We start from the raw sequence: 15,352 nt of genomic DNA, 5'->3' as shown, positions 1-15,352 counted from the left end.
CGGCATGTACGCGAAACGGAGGAACTAGCCGGTGATGGCACCCTCAGATGCCGAATGCACGAGCTTCGCGTACTTCGCCAGCACGCCGCGCGTGTACCGCGGTGGAAGCGGGGCCCAGTTCGCACGTCGGGCCTCAAGCTCAGCGGGATCTACCAGCAGATCGAGCGTTTGTGCCGCGATATCAACCCGTATCAGGTCACCGTCGTGCACGAGCGCTACTGGGCCTCCATCCGAGGCCTCAGGCGCGATGTGGCCGATACACAGGCCGGTTGTGCCGCCTGAGAATCTGCCGTCAGTCAATAGTAGTACATCTTTCCCGAGCCCCGCACCCTTGATGGCACCAGTGATCGCGAGCATCTCGCGCATACCCGGTCCACCCTTGGGTCCCTCGTAGCGAATGACGACAATATCGCCCTTGCCAATCTTGCCCTCGGTGAGCGCGTCCATGGCTGCGCGCTCACGCTGGAAGACTCGCGCGGGGCCTTCAAAGACCTCTGCGTCGAAGCCCGCCGTCTTCACGACGGCGCCCTCGGGCGCGAGCGTGCCGTGGAGGATCGTGATGCCACCGGTCGCGTGGATCGGATCGTCGAGGTGGTGGATCACCTTGCCGTCAACGGGATCCGGGTTGAGCTCGGCGAGGTTTTCAGCCATCGTCTTGCCGGTGACCGTCAGCGCGTCACCATGCAGGAGCCCTGCGTCGAGCAGCGCCTTGAGTACGACGGGCACGCCGCCCTGGCGATCGATGTCTGCCATCACGTACTGGCCGAAGGGCTTCATATCGGCGAGGTGGGGCACCTTTGCGCCGATCCGGTTGAAGTCCTCGAGTGTGAGATCCACCTCTGCCTCGCGAGCGATGGCGAGCAGGTGGAGCACCGCGTTCGTCGATCCGCCGTAGGCCATGAGCAGCGTGATCGCGTTCTCGAATGCCTTCCGGGTGAGGATGTCGCGGGCGGTGATGCCCTTCGCAATCATGTTCACGACGGCCTCGCCTGAACGGTGCGCGAAGTAGTCACGGCGGCGATCATACGAGGGGGGTGCGGCCGAGCCGGGGAGGCTCATGCCGAGGGCCTCAGCGATCGATGCCATGGTATTCGCGGTGTACATGCCACCGCAGGCACCCTCGCCTGGAACGATCGCGCACTCGATGCGCTTCAGATCTTCCTCGCTCATCGTGCCAGCCTTGCACGCGCCGACCGCCTCAAAGGCGTCGATGATGGTGACTTCCTTCTCGGTGCCGTCGGTGAGCTTCACCCAGCCAGGAGCAACCGAGCCCGCGTAGAGGAACACCGAAGCGAGATCGAGGCGCGCAGCAGCCATGAGCATGCCGGGCAGCGACTTATCGCAGCCGGCAAGCAGCACTGACCCGTCGAGGCGCTCAGCCATCATCACGGTCTCGACCGAGTCAGCAATGACCTCGCGGGACACCAGCGAGAAGTGCATGCCCTCGTGCCCCATGGAGATGCCATCGGAGACCGAGACGGTGCCGAACTGCAGCGGGTACCCGCCGCCCGAGTGCACGCCCTCCTTGGCGCCCTGCGCCAGCCGGTCAAGGCTGAGGTTGCACGGGGTAATCTCGTTCCACGAGCTCGCGATGCCGATCTGGGGCTTGTCCCAGTCTTCATCTCCCATGCCGACAGCGCGAAGCATGCCGCGCGCAGCTGCCTTCTCAATGCCGTCAGTAACGTCGCGACTCCGCGGCTTCATATCGATATCTGCCATCTCTGCCATGACTTCATCTTATGCCCTGGCAGATTCCTTCTGCGGGACGTATAACGCAAGGGGCGCCCTGGTCAGTGACCAGGGCGCCCCTTGCGACGTGCGTGTGAGCGGCTACTTCCCGAGCTTCGGGAGGACCGCAAACGGCAGGATGAAGCCAATCGTCGAGAGCAGGAGCCCGCCGGCGAAGACGAACAGCTCCTTACTCATCCCGAGCGAGGGGTTAAAGCCGTACGTAGCGAGCACGATGCCGCCCATTGCGAGCGCAAACGAGAAGATAAACACGACCGCCGTGATAGCGCTGACTGAGCCCTGTGAGCTCTCTTCGAACAAACCCTCGCCCTGCTTTGCCATGTCCCTGATTTCCTCCGTGGTTCAACCGATTGAGCGCGTCCATGCGCGATACCCCCAGCGTAGCCTAGACGGAGCCGCGCCGCCCGTCGGGAACACTCCACCCATTAGGCTGGTGTCGGACGCCCCTGGGTGTCCGCATAGATTCAGCAGTTCTCGCCCGGAGGTGTCACATGGCTCGACAAGGTTTTGAGGTTGGCAAGTACCTCACGAACATCGGTGTCCTCGGCGCTGCTGCAGGCGTCGTCTCAACCGCACGCCGCACGAGCAACATGCCTCGCGACTGGCGCAGGTTCATCGTCTGGGGCGTGTGGATCGCGGGCCTCGTACTCGCGATCTCGAGCGTCGCCATGCAGGATCGCGACGAGGAGTTCGAGGAGCTCTGATCCAAGCACCGCCCCTTGCCCGAGATGGCAAGGGTGCGATAGCTTGCTTCAGTTAGGTGCGTCGGGAAGTCTGGTCGACAATTCGCTTTGACCACCCCGCACCGAGGAGCCTCCGATGACGAGCCCCATCCCCACGCCACCGATCCCGCACTCGCCAGACGCCAAGAGCCAACGGCCGCAGCGCAGGCGGCTCTTCTCGTACTACAGCAAACGCGAGATCGCCCGCGTCAACCGCCTGCTCCGTCGCGAGTTCTTCGGCGGGCTCATCATCATGGTCGCTGCGCTCGTCGGATTTATCGCGGCCAACTCCCCCATCGCCGACTGGTTCTTGGACCTCCGAAACTTCGAGTTCGGCCCCGAAGCACTCGGACTCAAGCTCAGCGTCGGCCACTGGGCGTCAGACGGCCTGCTTGCCATTTTCTTCTTCATGGTGGGCCTCGAACTCAAACGTGAGTTCGTCGAGGGCGATCTCCGCTCCCCCCGCACCGCAATCGTGCCGGTCGCGGCAGCAATAGGAGGTGTGTTGATCCCCGCCGGCATCTATCTTGCCGTCAACGCAGGAACCTCCACCGCGCACGGCTGGGCGATCCCCACGGCCACAGACATCGCGTTCGCAGTCGCCGTGCTCGGCCTCATCGCCCCCGGCATCAACCCCGCGCTGCGCATGTTCCTCCTCACGCTCGCCGTCGTCGATGACTTCATCGCCATCGCGATCATCGCGGTCTTCTATACCGACGGCGTCAACCTCATGCCCCTGCTCATCGCGATTGCCCCCGCTCTTGCGTTCGCGGCTCTCGTACGCTGGCGTGGCGAATGGTTTGCGCAGTCGAAGTGGGGCGCGTGGATCATCCTGCTCCCCCTCGGCATCATCACCTGGGCGCTGTTCTACAATTCGGGGATCCACGCCACCATCGCGGGCGTGGTCCTCGCGTTCCTCGTGCCCGTCCGCGGCAAGTCGGGCGGTGAGGTCGCCGAAACCCTGAACACGCGATTCCAGCCACTGTCTGCCTACATTGCGGTGCCCGTCTTTGCTCTCTTCGCGGCGGGCGTACCACTGGGCGGCGCCTCGCGCTTCCCGTTCGACACCGTTGCGATCGGCATCATGCTCGGCCTCGTGATCGGCAAGCCGCTCGGGATTACGCTGACCACGTGGCTACTCACTCGCTTTACGCGCGCCACGCTGGGAGCAAATGTGCGCTGGAGCGAGATCATCGGCGTGGGCGCGCTCGCCGGCGTCGGGTTCACCGTTGCCATGCTCGTCTCCGAATTGAGTTTCACCGATCCAAGCGATGTCGACACCGCACGACTGTCGGTCATGGTCGCTTCCCTGCTTGCGGTAGCGGTCGCTGCGGCCGTACTCATGCCGGGCGCACGCCGCCGTAGAAAGGGCACGGACATCACGCAACACGCCCGCGATACCAAATAACGCGGGCCTGATTTGGACGGTGCTTTTCTCCCGTGCTAACGTAGTCCCTGTTGCCGAGCGCAACATGCGCCTTTAGCTCAGTTGGTAGAGCAGCTGACTCTTAATCAGCGGGTCCACGGTTCGAGCCCGTGAGGGCGCACAGATTGGCCCGAGATCATCATGATCTCGGGCCTTTTTGCTTTTCTCGCGTCGGCAGAGCCTCCACCTGTGCTCCACGTTGAATCGGCGCAAACCAAGAATGACGGCGTCGTCGGGGCACTGCCGAGCAACGCCGACAACGTCCCCGCAGCGCAGTCGCGCTTCTTCGGACCCAATGCCGATGGCGTGAATACGTGGCGGCGTCGGCAGGAGAGTCTCCGCCTCACTGACCGTCGCGGCGCGGAGGCCCATGGAGCAGCCTGTGGACACAGTGGAGTCGGCCGCGACCGAGCTCGGCACGAACTCTCAGGATAAATTCGCAACAGTGCTCACTCGGGGAAGGCCGAAGAGTGAGTGGCGAACTGACGCTCCCAGCGACGACATGTGGCGAACTCCCGCACTTCGCGCCCGCTGATTACCTGACGGACCGGACGCCTTCATGTTCGGGACGTATGGTGGTGGCCCAACGACAAGCACGGAGGGCGTCATGAACGACAAGAAGAACACCGAAGAAGAGACCATAGACGAGCCAGTGATGGATGGTGCTGACGAAGAGTTCGACGGTGACGAGGATCCCCGCAAGGGACAGTCTGATCCAGGGTTGATCCGCCACCCCGAGAAAGACGACAAGAACACCGCGCCTTACAACCTGTAGATACCGCCTCCCTACACCTCTTGCTGTTGCCTCCATGGCGCCCGCCCGAACACGACAGGCCCCATGGAGGCAACACCAAGTGACGCCACACCTCGCTGGAGCTTCGAGGCGCCCGAGAATGGCGCAATGGGCCACCAGACGCTCACGAGGATGGCGGTGACTGACAGCGTATACGCCGATAACACGGAGGACCTCATCGCGAGCTTGGATCAGGGTCATCCAAGCGAATCGCAAAGCGCTGACTCGACGGACACGCTCCGGAGCCTCATCAGCGCTGCAGCCCCGATGTCACCGACACGGCATCAGGACACTCATCGCCCTCCCGCAACATTGGATGCAATAAAAGTTATTGTATGCAATAATTTCCGCATGACGGTTTATGATTCGCTACGTGCGATGGTAATGAGGGGTGGCCTCCGCGAAGACGATCGCATCGCCGAATCGCAGCTCGCCGAGCAGCTAGGAGTGAGTCGCACCCCCGTGCGAGAGGCGCTACAGCGCTTGGAGAGCGACGGCCTCGTGAATGCTCAAGGACGTGGCGTCCGATTGCGGATGCTGAGCACGAACGAGTTGACGCAGGTGTACGTTGCGCGTGCCGGGCTCGAGGGCTGGGCCGCGTTCCTGGCAGCACAACGCGTCGCCAGCGGAGAAGTCGCGCCGGCTCGCCTCGCATCGCTGGAGACGTTGGCGGCCGAAACCCACGAGCTGACAGTCTCGGGTGAACTCACCCGCGCCGTCGAAGCGAACCGCGCGTTACACGAAGCCGTGGCCGCCATCGCCGATAACACGGTCGTCAGCGCCGCTTTGGAGCGGTGGTGGGACCAGATCATCATCAGCACGAGACACAGCCTGCAAGCCCCCGAGCGCGCCCAAACAGTGCATGCCGAACACACGGCAATCCTGAGCGCACTTCGCAATGGGGACGCCCCCGCCGCGCGGGCCGCCGTAGAAGCACATGCGCTTGGAACCCGAGACGCTGTGAATGAAACCCGAACCAAGTTGAGGAGCACATAATGACCAGACACAGCTACGAGATCAGCGTTACCTGGACCGGCAACACTGGCACCGGCACCAGTTCATATCGAGGGTTCTCCCGTGACCACGAGGTGCACGCCGCCGGAACTGTACCCATTCTCGGTTCATCTGACCCAGCCTTCCGAGGAGATCCCAGCCGCTGGAACCCCGAGCAGCTGTTTCTTGCGTCGATCTCGCAATGCCATATGCTCTGGTATCTCCATCTCGCAGCGACGGCAGGCGTAGTCGTGACTGCTTACGAGGACCGCCCTGCTGGCATCATGGTCGAGGACGCCAGCGGTGGCGGGCAGTTCGAGAGCGTCACTCTCCACCCGAGCGTGACGATCACTGCCACAAGCGACCCAGAAGTAGCGGCTGAGCTGCATAACAAGGTTGGTGCCTTCTGCTTCATCGCTCGATCGATCAACACACCGATCCACCACGAGGTCGTCGTGCGATCCGAGGAGCCCACCGCAGAACTACCCAAATGAACCGCTCGGCAACTTCCGGCTGACACGGGGCTGTCGGGCGCACGTGCCGCGTGAGAACTCCGCGCACACCCCGATCGTGCGCTCGTCTCCCCCGGTCTTCTCGGAACCCTCGCAGTGACACACCTTCGGGCCATGTCACTGCGAGGTTAGCGTGGCTCGCATCTGCGGCAACAGCCGAGTTCACAGGACAGACCGCCGTGCACCCCTTCGTGCAGCTGTCACATTATTTGTGAGTGTCCTGAAGCAGCCAGAAGAGGAGCTTGTCGAGGGTGGGCGGCATAGCAGGCGGCGGGCTGAGCTGGGAGTATCCGGCACAGTCAATGGCGTCGGAGCACGACGTGTCCAGGATTACGGCGTGGTGATGCGGCAGGAGCAAGATTCGTCACACACAAACTGGCCGTAACCCCAACAGCCAGCACACCAGTGCGGGCACTCGTGGAGGTAGCTATCAGGTAGAGCACCTGTCTCCACAACCCGAGGTTGCGGGCTCGAGACCTGGACGACCCGCACGGCAACACGTAGCCATTGGGAGGACTACACCAGACCTGGCATTGCGGGTCGAGGTTTCCCGGCATCTATGAAACGGTGGCCCCGGCCGCAGCGAGCGACAACGCCAGCCGCATGCCGGCCCCACGCACGTCCCACGCGGCCGAAGCGTTCAAGAGCGCTGTCATCAAACACCACCCTCGCACAGCGGGTCCGCGGTTCGCGTCCCTGAGGGCGCCCAGATTGGCCCTCAAATCATCACCATCGCTAGTATCGTGCGTTCCCGGGCAGACGACGTGAACGGGGCCAGGAACCGGAGTTCCCCTCTGCTACGCTGATTTTGGTACCCGGCGCGCTTCGCGCAGGCCCGCGTTAACCGCCCTGTTCGTTGAACACTCACGGAGCCACCATGTCTGAGCAGCCCGCCGCAACTTCCACTCACTCCGCTGATCTCGCGTTCGCGCTTGAGCTCGCGGATCTCGCAGATTCCATCTCCCTGCCCCGCTTTCGTTCGGCAGACCTGCGAATCGATACCAAGCCCGACCGCACGTTCGTCACCGATGCCGACCAGGCCGTCGAGGACGCGCTCCGGCAGCGCATCGAAGAGCAGCGGCCGGCAGACAGTTTCTTTGGCGAGGAGTCGGGGCGTGCGGATCGCGGCTCGCGTCGCTGGATCCTCGACCCGATCGATGGCACCTCAAACTTTCTCCGCGGCGTCCCGAACTGGGCCACACTGATCGCACTCGAGGTCGACGGCGTACAGACCGTCGGCGTCGTCTCGGCACCCGCGTTTGGTGCCCGCTGGTGGGCCGAGCTCGGCCAGGGCGCGTGGGGACAGGACGCAGGCGCCGCTCCGCGCCGCCTGCACGTGTCGGGGGTGAGCGATCTCGAACACGCCTCGCTGAGCTTCCAGTCCATCAACCAGTGGCGTGAGGCTGGATACCTCGCCTCGCTGCTCTCACTCGAGGAGCAGGTCTGGCGTGACCGCGCGTACGGCGACATGTGGTCGTACATGCTGCTCGCCGAGGGCCTCGTCGACATCGTCGCCGAGTTCGATGTGAAGGCATACGACCTTGCGGCGCTTGTACCGATCGTCACCGAGGCCGGTGGCCGCTTCACCGATATTGACGGCAACGAGAGCGCCTGGAATGGCAGCGCACTTGCCACCAACGGCGCACTGCACGACGCGGTCATCTCCGTCGTCGCAGCCCACCACACCGATTCGAGCGCGCAGTGAGCGCCACGCAGACCCCCACCGAGCGGGCTTCAGCGGGTATCGCCATCGGAGCATTCCTCCTCGACGCCGCCTTCGTCGTAGCGTTCGCTGCCCTCGGCCGTGGCAGCCACGACCGCGAGGCCACCCTTGCCGGGCTCTTCGAGACGGCGTGGCCGTTCCTGGCAGGCCTCGTGATCGCATGGCTGGTGACCCTCGCGTGGCGGCGCCCGGTCGCGGTGTGGCGCACCGGACTTCCCGTCTGGATCGGTTCCGCCGGCCTCGGTCTGCTGCTGCGCGCGCTCGTCGGTCAGGGCACGGCGCTCCCCTTCGTGATCGTCGCGACGCTCACGCTCTGCGCGATGCTCGTCGGATGGCGCCTCATCGCCGCGCTCATGCGGGTGCTGAGCGCCCGCCGCGCCCGTTAGTCCTCACCCCGCAACTCCTGCGCCGTCCAGCGCACGCTGGTGACCTCGGGAACGGGGATGACGTCGGCGATCGCGGCCTCGAGCGCCGCATCGTTGCGTTCGAGCGACACGACGGTCGCGGTGAACTCGACGATCCCATCGGCGACGTCGTTCGCCTCGAGCGAGTGCACGGTGAACTCCGGATTCTGCAACGCAGTCACCACCTGAGCGCGAACAGCCACCTCCGCAGCGGCGGACGATCGCACGACGAACTCGTACTCGGTTGCGACGGGTTCCTTCGTTGCGGATCCCCCGGCCCGGTCAAGGAAGCGTCCGAGTGGCCGCAGCAGAATGTTGGAGAGTACGATCGCGATCGTGCCGCCGACGGCAACGAGCAGCATACCGCCGCCCGCGAGCGCGCCGACCGCCGCCGATGCCCACAGCGTCGCCGCGGTGTTCAGTCCGGAGATGGACGCACCCTGCTTCATGATGACGCCGGCCCCGAGGAAACCGATGCCGGAGACGATCTGCGCTGCCACTCGGGTGGGATCCGCACCAGACTCGGTGAAGCTGAATGCCCCCATGATGACGAACAGAGACGCGCCGAGGCTCACGAGCGCGTTTGTGCGCACGCCGGCCGTGCGGGAGCGAAGTTGCCGCTCAAACCCGATCGCGGCGCCGAGGCCGAGACCCGCGACGATGCGGAGGGCGAGGTCGAAAAATTCCATGATCATATACCTTTCACACTTGAGATACCGGCTCACGCAAGCGGCGGGCGCGAGGCGAACCTCGCACCCGCCGCAGCGGTGAGACGGACGTTAGATCCAGCTGCCGACGCGGCGCACGTAGCTGCGCTTCGCGAGCTGCACGACGACGCAGTACGTCGCGAGCGTGCCGATGAGCCAGGGGAAGTAGCTCCACGGCAACGGGACGAGCCCAACGGCAGCACCGAAACCCGTGAACGGGAGGATCAACCCGAACACGCAGACGATCCCAGTCGCGATGAGGAGTGGCGCGCTCGCCCGCGACTGGAGGAACGGGAGCTTCCGCGTGCGCAGCAGGTGCACGATGAGCGTCTGCGAGATGATCGACTCGATGAACCAGCCCGACTGGAACAGCGCCGCCTGGTCCACCGAGTTCGCGGAGAACACGAACCACATGAGCGCAAAGGTCGTGATGTCGAAGATCGAAGAGAGCGGGCCGATGCGCAGCATGAACTGCGCGAGCGTCTTCGACTCCCACTTCCTGGGCTCACGGATCTGCTCCTTATCGACCTTGTCCCACGGGAGTGTGAGCATCGACAGGTCGTAGGCCAGGTTCTGGATGAGCACGACGATGGGGATCATCGGCAGGAACGGCAGTAGCGCGCTCGCGACGAGCACCGAGAAGACGTTGCCGAAGTTCGACGACGCCGTCATCTTGATGTACTTCATCGTGTTCACGAAGGTGCGCCGTCCCTCCATCACCCCGTTCTCGAGCACCGTGAGGTCCTTGTCGAGCAGGATGATGTCGGCGGACTCCTTCGCGATGTCCACGGCCGTATCCACCGAGATACCGACGTCGGCGGTGCGCAGCGCTGGAGCATCGTTGATGCCGTCGCCGAGATAGCCGACGGTGCGCCCGCCCTCGCGCATTGCTTCGATGATCCTCGCCTTCTGCGAGGGGTTCGTCTTCGCAAACACGTGGGTGCGCTCGGCGAGCTCGGCGAGCTCCGCCAGCGACAGGGCCTCGGTTTCTTCGCCCAGCACGATGTTGGTGGCATCGATCCCGACCTCGCGGCACACCGTCGCCGGGACGAGTGGGTTGTCCCCCGTGATGACCTTCACGTCGATGCCGTGTGATGCGAGCGAACGCAGCGCGGGCTTCGCGGAGGCCTTCGGCGGGTCGAAGAAGGTGAGGATCCCGACCATCGTCATCTGCACCTCGTCGTCGACCGCATACTCGATGTCACGGCTGCGGGGTCCTGCGACCGGAATGTCGCGGATCGCGAGCCCGAGCGCGCGCACCCCGAGCGCGTTGTGCTCGGCAACGATCGCCTCGATCTCGGCCCGTCGGTCTGCGGTGAGGCGACGCTGCTCGGTGCCGACCATCTCCCACTCGGAAATGCGCAGGATCTCCTCCGCGGCACCCTTCGTGACGATGACGTGCAGCTGCTCGTCTTCTGCAACGACCACCGACATCCGGCGCCTCGCGAAGTCGAATGGCATCTCGTCAATGAGTTCAAAGCGGCTCACCGAGCGGTCGAGATCGTCCCCCGCCGCGCTGAGCACGGCCTCGTCCAGGAGGTTGCGCAGCCCGGTCTGGAAGTGCGAGTTCACGGTCGCCCAGCCGAGGGTGCGGTCACTCGAGTGACCTGCGGTGTCGAGGTGGCGCTCGAGCACGATCCGATCCTCCGTCAGCGTGCCCGTCTTGTCCGTCGCGAGCACCTCCATGCCGCCGAGGTCTTGGATCGCGGCAAGCCGCTTCACGATCACGCGTGAGCGGGACATCATCTGCGCGCCCTTGGCGAGGTTCGCGGTGACGACGAGCGGCAGCATTTCAGGGGTGAGGCCGACCGCGGTGACAACCGCAAACAAGAAGGCGCTCCCCCAGTCCTTCGTGATCCCGTTAATGATGAACACTGCGGGAACGACGACCGCCATGAAGCGGATCAGCGTCCAGGTGACCTTCTGGATGCCGGTGTCGAAAGCGGTGAGCGGTCGCGCACCCTGGATCGACGCTGCAAGGTTACCGAAGGCCGTCCGGTCACCGGTCTGCAGCACGAGGGCGGTGCCCGATCCAGACACGACTGAGGTGCCCATGAATCCGAGGTTCTCGGCCTCGAGCGGATCCTTCGTCGCCTCGAGCGGTGTCACCCGCTTCTCGACCGGCATTGCCTCGCCCGTGGGCATGGCCTGGTGCACCTGCAGGTCGGTGCTCCGCAGAAGCCTGACATCGGCGGGCAGCATATCGCCGGCCGCGAGCTCGACAATGTCGCCCGGCACGATCTCCTCGTTCGGGCGTTCGCCCGTTACCGGTACCCCATCGATCTGGCGAGTGACCGCGGAGGTCGTGCGCACGAGCGCCGCGAGCCGCTCAGCCGCGCGGCTCGAGCGAAACTCCTGCCAAAACCGCATGACCGAGCTCACGAGCACCATCGCGCTAATCGTGAGCACGCCAAACCAGTCCGCGCCTTCCTCGGGGCCGGCGAGCAGCACGTCCGTGACGAACATCACCGCGACGAGTCCGATGAGGATCAGAATGAACGGGTTGCGGAGCGTGCGCAGGTACTGCACGATCGGCCGGGGCGGGCGCTGGTGGCGCACGAGGTTCGGGCCCCACTGCTCGAGCCGGGCCTGCGCCTCGGTGGCGGTGAGCCCGTTGCGGTGCGCATCGACGAGGCCGAGGGCGCTCTCCGGCAGCGCAGTGGCTGCCCGTTCGAGCAGCTGGGTGTCAACCGCCGGAAGGCGGGCCGCTGACTTGCGCTGCTTCCTGGGCGTTTGGGGTGTCGGTGGGGTTGCTGGGGTTGTCGTGGCGGTCGTGTGCATGACAGGCGGTCCTTCGGGTGCGGACGCGCGCCGTGTCAGATCGCAGCGGGCTGCGCGGGCGGCATCAAGCGGAGTGGTGCGCGAGAATTCCTCGGCTCACCGCGCGACGCTCCCTGGGGTGCTGTACAGCTTCAGCTCTGACCGGCTGCTGCTCGTGCCCGGGGGCCGCGCGGGGTGAATGATCGACTGTCGTCGTCCACGGTGCCACCTCCTCGGTTCCGCAGCGCCCGCCAGCACGAGCAGGCCGGAACCCTCTGGTTCTCGCCACACCTCCACGTCAGAGCTTTGGCACTGCGTGACGTATCCGGGTACCGGAATCCGCTTGGGGCCGACCCTTAAGCCGGGAGGGCCTGTCCTCAGCCTGGGCGTCTCTCGACGTCGTGGGATGAGCGGACTGTGTTCACGCAGGAGCCTCGCCGAACGAAGCGCTACGCCCTCCACCATAGCAACACTTGCCCAATTGCGCAAACGCATTGAGAACTCCCGGGTCCCGCACAACAGGAAATGCCCCGCTCAACTCGACCGAAACACCCGACTGATCCCGCCACTCACCTGCGATGCCTGCATCCATACGGCAAAGCGTGTTGCCGGCCCCAGCAGGAACCGCTGCAGCTGACGCACGATCGGAACCCGCCTCCGTTCGGAGGTTGGCACCCACTCGAAGATGACGCCAAGCTGGGTTCCGCCCGCGGCAGGTTCGAGCGCCACCGTGATGCGGCGCGAGTTCAGGGCCGGCGCATCTGGAAAACTCAGACGCCATGAGACCAGCTCGAACTCATCGAACGCCAAGAGCTCGATCCGAGTCCGCCGCCGCTCGGGCGGCTGCCTGTTCGGCTTCCCGTCGGGAAAGTGCGTCACCGCGTCGGCCTCCCAGGTGTCCCCCACTCGGAGGCCTCGCCCCGCGAGCTCAGCGGGCAGGTCGACGGCTCCGACCAGCGGATCCCACTCGGGCATTCGCGCAGGATCCGCGAGCAGCGCCCACACCGACTCAACCGAGGCGGGCACAAACGATTCGAGCGAGCGGCTGTAGCGCCCAGGTGTCTGCTTCGGGGCATCCTTAAACGCGGGAATCCGTTCAGCGGAGTCGAGCCTCGCGAGCAGCTCCTCCGGACCGACTTGGAGGCGCTCAAGCACCGCACTAATGAGCCCGCTCGGCTCCTCAAGGAGCGCCCGCAGCACCGCCGACGCGTCTCCCGAGAGGCCATTCTTACTCGCGCGTTTCCACACCTCCAGCGCCCGCTCGGTCCACTCGTAGCCGCCGGTTTCATGAAACACGATGGGTCCAGGTGGTGGCGGCTCATGATCCACTCCGAGCGCCCGCAGTTGCTCGGCGTGCTGCTCGGCAACTGCGGCTCGCGTGGCCTCGAGCGTAACCCCCGACCCCCGAAGCACTTTGCCGGCGTCGTGCTCACTCATCGTCAGCGCGAGCAGCAGGTGCTCAAGGTCCGCGTTGCGCAGCCCGAGCCTCGAAGCCTCCTCCATCCCTGCCAGCGACAGTGTGTGCATGGTTGCGGCAGCCGCGGTGAACTTGCTCATGCGCGCGCCCTCCCGTTGATCAGGCGCTGGTCGACCCGCTTCGCGTATTTCTTGTGCACGGCCTGGCGGCTCACGCCGAGCGCGTCGGCAATCGCTTGCCAGTTCATTCCGGCAGCGAGTGCCGCCTCGACCTGCCGGAGTTCGAGGGAGTCAGCGAGTGCACGGAGCGAGACGACGGCGCGCAAGCCCGCGCGCGGATCGCTCACGTCGGTCGCCCGTTCGGAGAGTGTTGCAAGGTTCATGCTGTCAACCTACGTTGCGCAAGCATTCCTTGTCAACCCAGGTTGCGCGGCGCGGCGGCGCCGGAAAGCAAAAAGGCCGCCCACACAGGGCGGCCTTCTGCAGAAAACTCAGTGCGTGATGCTGATGTCCGTGGAGCCGCGGGGAATTGAACCCCGGTCCACTTCGACGATTCCATGCCTTCTACGAGCGTAGTTCGTTAAAACGTTCTACTCGGCCCCATTCTTTGCAACGAACATCCAGGATGACAGGCCCAGTCCCAGTGAAAGTCCCGATGTGCCCTGACACGCAACACACCAGCAAGCCCCCTAAATGACGCCAGGAAACCGGGGCGGAGGCACACCCGGCCTGACGGACTCGGTCTCGTGCTTAGGCAGCGAGAGCGAAGTCGGTGCGCTTTGAAGTGGCACCTATGGTTTGCGAAGGGCGTTTACGAGATAACTCCGCGTCCTCGGCCCGCTTCTCACAGTCTCAAATCGACGTGTCGAAACCGATCGGCCCCGTCTGTGCGGATCGCCAGGCAACCCGCGGACATTCGCATCACACACTGTTGAGTTTTCAAGGTTCCCGGACCAGCCGGGCCCTCTAGGTTACCACGGAAGCACCGCAGCACCCCAGAGGGCCCGTCCGCCAGTGGCGAAGTCGGAGAAACTACTTCGTCAGGAAGACGAGCGTCTCGGCGACTCGGTTAGAGAAGCCCCACTCGTTGTCGTACCAGGCCGAAATCTTCACAAGCTTCCCGTCAACACGAGCAAGACCCGAGTCGAAGATCGACGAGTGCGGATCGGCAACGATATCGCTGGAGACGAGGGGATCCTCGGAGTAGAGCAGCACGCCCTTCAGGCGACCTTCAGCGGCCTCCTTGAACGCGGCGAGGAGCTCCTCGCGGGTCACCTCCCGCTTGACAATGACAGTGAGCTCAACGATCGACCCGACGGGGACGGGCACACGCAGCGCATCGCCCTGCAGCTTGCCATCGAGCTCGGGCAGCACGAGCCCAATCGCCTTGGCCGCTCCGGTCGACGACGGAACGATGTTGATGGCTGCGGCGCGGGCGCGGCGCGGATCCTTGTGCGGCCCGTCAACGAGGCTCTGGTCACCGGTGTAGGCATGCGCGGTCATCATGAAGCCCTGCTCGATGCCGGCGAAGTCGTTGAGCACCTGCGCAATGGGAGCAAGCGCGTTTGTCGTGCACGACGCGCTCGAGATAATGCGGTGGTTCTCCGGGTCATATGCCCCGGTATTCACACCGTACGCCAGGGTGACATCGGCACCCTTCGATGGCGCGCTCACGAGCACCCGCTTCGCGCCGGCCTCGAGATGCTGGGCGGCATCTTTCGCCTTCGTGAACCGACCGGTCGACTCGACCACGACATCGACGCCAAGCTCGCCCCACGGCAGCTGGGCCGGTTCGCGTTCCGCGAGAATCTTGATCTTGCGATCGCCGACAACGAGGAAGTCGCCCTCAAACCGCATCCGCTCCTTGGCCCGTCCGTAGACCGAGTCGAAGTTGGAGAGCTGGGCGAGCGCAGCGCCATCCCCGAGATCGTTCACCGCAACGATGTCGAGGTCGCTCCCCTGATCGAGGATGGCGCGGAGCACGCCGCGTCCGATCCTTCCGAAACCGTTGATTGCAATGCGAGCAGTCATTTTTCCATCTCTCTCGAGCGTCTTGGGGTACTCCATCCATTCTCATAAGAAAGAGAATCACCCTCAAGTGGCATTAACGCCCACTACCGCAAGCATCACGCCACGGCGAAAGTGGA

At 64.6% G+C, this 15,352-nt stretch carries 15 protein-coding genes, 1 tRNA gene, 1 other RNA gene and 1 riboswitch; of the genes, 9 read left to right on the top strand and 8 right to left on the bottom strand.

The genetic code is table 11. The annotated features are described in order from the left end of the window. Positions 1-24: 24 nt before the first annotated feature. Both ilvD and AUL38_RS01720 read right to left on the bottom strand, forming a co-directional pair. Complete coding sequence (ilvD, locus tag AUL38_RS01725; RefSeq protein ID WP_059058991.1) at positions 25-1,719, bottom strand: dihydroxy-acid dehydratase; 1,695 nt, start codon at positions 1,717-1,719, stop codon at positions 25-27. A 111-nt stretch (positions 1,720-1,830) separates the two neighbouring features. Beyond that, entirely contained in the window at positions 1,831-2,070 is a 240-nt protein-coding gene (locus tag AUL38_RS01720; protein WP_059058695.1) for a hypothetical protein, read from the bottom strand. Positions 2,071-2,240: 170 nt separating this feature from the next. Between AUL38_RS01720 and AUL38_RS01715 the strand changes: the two genes are divergently transcribed. The 9 genes from AUL38_RS01715 to AUL38_RS01685 all read left to right on the top strand — a co-directional run bounded on the left by AUL38_RS01715 (position 2,241) and on the right by AUL38_RS01685 (position 8,304). Continuing rightward, on the top strand, positions 2,241-2,453 hold the full coding sequence (locus AUL38_RS01715) for a hypothetical protein (protein WP_059058694.1): 213 nt from the start codon (positions 2,241-2,243) through the stop codon (positions 2,451-2,453). Positions 2,454-2,568: 115 nt separating this feature from the next. Then, positions 2,569-3,879, top strand: a complete 1,311-nt coding sequence (gene nhaA / locus AUL38_RS01710) for a Na+/H+ antiporter NhaA (protein WP_059058692.1) — start codon at positions 2,569-2,571, stop codon at positions 3,877-3,879. 66 nt (positions 3,880-3,945) lie between these two features. Continuing rightward, positions 3,946-4,018: transfer RNA gene (locus AUL38_RS01705), tRNA-Lys, on the top strand. A 68-nt stretch (positions 4,019-4,086) separates the two neighbouring features. After that, the gene (locus AUL38_RS17055; protein ID WP_153006430.1) at positions 4,087-4,332 is read left to right on the top strand and encodes a hypothetical protein; all 246 of its coding nucleotides are present in this window, start codon (positions 4,087-4,089) and stop codon (positions 4,330-4,332) included. 172 nt (positions 4,333-4,504) lie between these two features. Then, the gene (locus AUL38_RS17295) at positions 4,505-4,672 is read left to right on the top strand and encodes a hypothetical protein (protein ID WP_161937387.1); all 168 of its coding nucleotides are present in this window, start codon (positions 4,505-4,507) and stop codon (positions 4,670-4,672) included. Between the two features lie 369 nt (positions 4,673-5,041). Further along, the gene (locus tag AUL38_RS01700; protein ID WP_161937386.1) at positions 5,042-5,686 is read left to right on the top strand and encodes a GntR family transcriptional regulator; all 645 of its coding nucleotides are present in this window, start codon (positions 5,042-5,044) and stop codon (positions 5,684-5,686) included. Further along, positions 5,686-6,177 (top strand): OsmC family protein, encoded by a 492-nt coding sequence (locus AUL38_RS01695; protein WP_059058688.1) that lies wholly within the window; start codon positions 5,686-5,688, stop codon positions 6,175-6,177. The genes AUL38_RS01700 and AUL38_RS01695 overlap by 1 nt, the downstream gene beginning before the upstream one ends. An 895-nt stretch (positions 6,178-7,072) precedes the next feature. After that, positions 7,073-7,900 (top strand): inositol monophosphatase family protein, encoded by an 828-nt coding sequence (locus AUL38_RS01690; RefSeq protein ID WP_059058686.1) that lies wholly within the window; start codon positions 7,073-7,075, stop codon positions 7,898-7,900. Continuing rightward, the gene (locus tag AUL38_RS01685; protein WP_059058684.1) at positions 7,897-8,304 is read left to right on the top strand and encodes a DUF3054 domain-containing protein; all 408 of its coding nucleotides are present in this window, start codon (positions 7,897-7,899) and stop codon (positions 8,302-8,304) included. Before AUL38_RS01690 ends, AUL38_RS01685 begins: the two co-directional genes overlap by 4 nt. Here the strand turns inward: AUL38_RS01685 and AUL38_RS01680 are convergent. The 6 genes from AUL38_RS01680 to gap form a co-directional block, all read right to left on the bottom strand. Further along, the gene (locus AUL38_RS01680) at positions 8,301-9,011 is read right to left on the bottom strand and encodes an MgtC/SapB family protein (RefSeq protein WP_059058989.1); all 711 of its coding nucleotides are present in this window, start codon (positions 9,009-9,011) and stop codon (positions 8,301-8,303) included. The two genes, AUL38_RS01685 and AUL38_RS01680, sit on opposite strands and share 4 nt — an antisense overlap. Positions 9,012-9,101: 90 nt before the next feature. Then, a complete protein-coding gene (mgtA, locus tag AUL38_RS01675; protein WP_059058681.1) occupies positions 9,102-11,810 on the bottom strand; it encodes a magnesium-translocating P-type ATPase in 2,709 nt (902 codons plus the stop codon). Positions 11,811-12,073: 263 nt separating this feature from the next. Continuing rightward, positions 12,074-12,242, bottom strand: a riboswitch (M-box (ykoK) riboswitch). 81 nt (positions 12,243-12,323) lie between these two features. After that, on the bottom strand, positions 12,324-13,346 hold the full coding sequence (locus AUL38_RS01670) for an SRPBCC domain-containing protein (RefSeq protein ID WP_059058679.1): 1,023 nt from the start codon (positions 13,344-13,346) through the stop codon (positions 12,324-12,326). Then, positions 13,343-13,588 carry a hypothetical protein gene (locus AUL38_RS01665; RefSeq protein WP_059058677.1) on the bottom strand — a complete coding sequence of 82 codons (246 nt, stop codon included), beginning with the start codon at positions 13,586-13,588 and terminating at the stop codon, positions 13,343-13,345. Before AUL38_RS01665 ends, AUL38_RS01670 begins: the two co-directional genes overlap by 4 nt. Before the next feature lie 128 nt (positions 13,589-13,716). Continuing rightward, positions 13,717-14,088, bottom strand: a transfer-messenger RNA (tmRNA) gene (gene ssrA / locus AUL38_RS16735). A 149-nt stretch (positions 14,089-14,237) separates the two neighbouring features. Then, positions 14,238-15,236, bottom strand: a complete 999-nt coding sequence (gap, locus tag AUL38_RS01660) for a type I glyceraldehyde-3-phosphate dehydrogenase (protein ID WP_059058676.1) — start codon at positions 15,234-15,236, stop codon at positions 14,238-14,240. Positions 15,237-15,352 lie beyond the last annotated feature (116 nt).

The sequence above is a fragment of the Leucobacter sp. G161 genome, from assembly GCF_001482305.1.
GTDB lineage: Bacteria > Actinomycetota > Actinomycetes > Actinomycetales > Microbacteriaceae > Leucobacter.
Note: the sequence above shows the minus strand (reverse complement) of the source record. Positions and strands in the feature narration are given on the sequence as shown.

What these genes read in the sequence shown, in the direction of transcription:
- AUL38_RS01720 (WP_059058695.1), bottom strand. Translation starts at nt 2,070, where the DNA reads ATGGCAAAGCAGGGCGAGGGTTTGTTCGAAGAGAGCTCACAGGGCTCA.
- AUL38_RS01670 (WP_059058679.1), bottom strand. Translation starts at nt 13,346, where the DNA reads ATGAGCAAGTTCACCGCGGCTGCCGCAACCATGCACACACTGTCGCTG.
- AUL38_RS01690 (WP_059058686.1), top strand. Translation starts at nt 7,073, where the DNA reads ATGTCTGAGCAGCCCGCCGCAACTTCCACTCACTCCGCTGATCTCGCG.
- mgtA (WP_059058681.1), bottom strand. Translation starts at nt 11,810, where the DNA reads ATGCACACGACCGCCACGACAACCCCAGCAACCCCACCGACACCCCAA.
- AUL38_RS01695 (WP_059058688.1), top strand. Translation starts at nt 5,686, where the DNA reads ATGACCAGACACAGCTACGAGATCAGCGTTACCTGGACCGGCAACACT.
- AUL38_RS01680 (WP_059058989.1), bottom strand. Translation starts at nt 9,011, where the DNA reads ATGGAATTTTTCGACCTCGCCCTCCGCATCGTCGCGGGTCTCGGCCTC.
- AUL38_RS01715 (WP_059058694.1), top strand. Translation starts at nt 2,241, where the DNA reads ATGGCTCGACAAGGTTTTGAGGTTGGCAAGTACCTCACGAACATCGGT.
- AUL38_RS01700 (WP_161937386.1), top strand. Translation starts at nt 5,042, where the DNA reads ATGACGGTTTATGATTCGCTACGTGCGATGGTAATGAGGGGTGGCCTC.
- AUL38_RS17295 (WP_161937387.1), top strand. Translation starts at nt 4,505, where the DNA reads ATGAACGACAAGAAGAACACCGAAGAAGAGACCATAGACGAGCCAGTG.
- ilvD (WP_059058991.1), bottom strand. Translation starts at nt 1,719, where the DNA reads ATGGCAGATATCGATATGAAGCCGCGGAGTCGCGACGTTACTGACGGC.
- gap (WP_059058676.1), bottom strand. Translation starts at nt 15,236, where the DNA reads ATGACTGCTCGCATTGCAATCAACGGTTTCGGAAGGATCGGACGCGGC.
- AUL38_RS01665 (WP_059058677.1), bottom strand. Translation starts at nt 13,588, where the DNA reads ATGAACCTTGCAACACTCTCCGAACGGGCGACCGACGTGAGCGATCCG.
- nhaA (WP_059058692.1), top strand. Translation starts at nt 2,569, where the DNA reads ATGACGAGCCCCATCCCCACGCCACCGATCCCGCACTCGCCAGACGCC.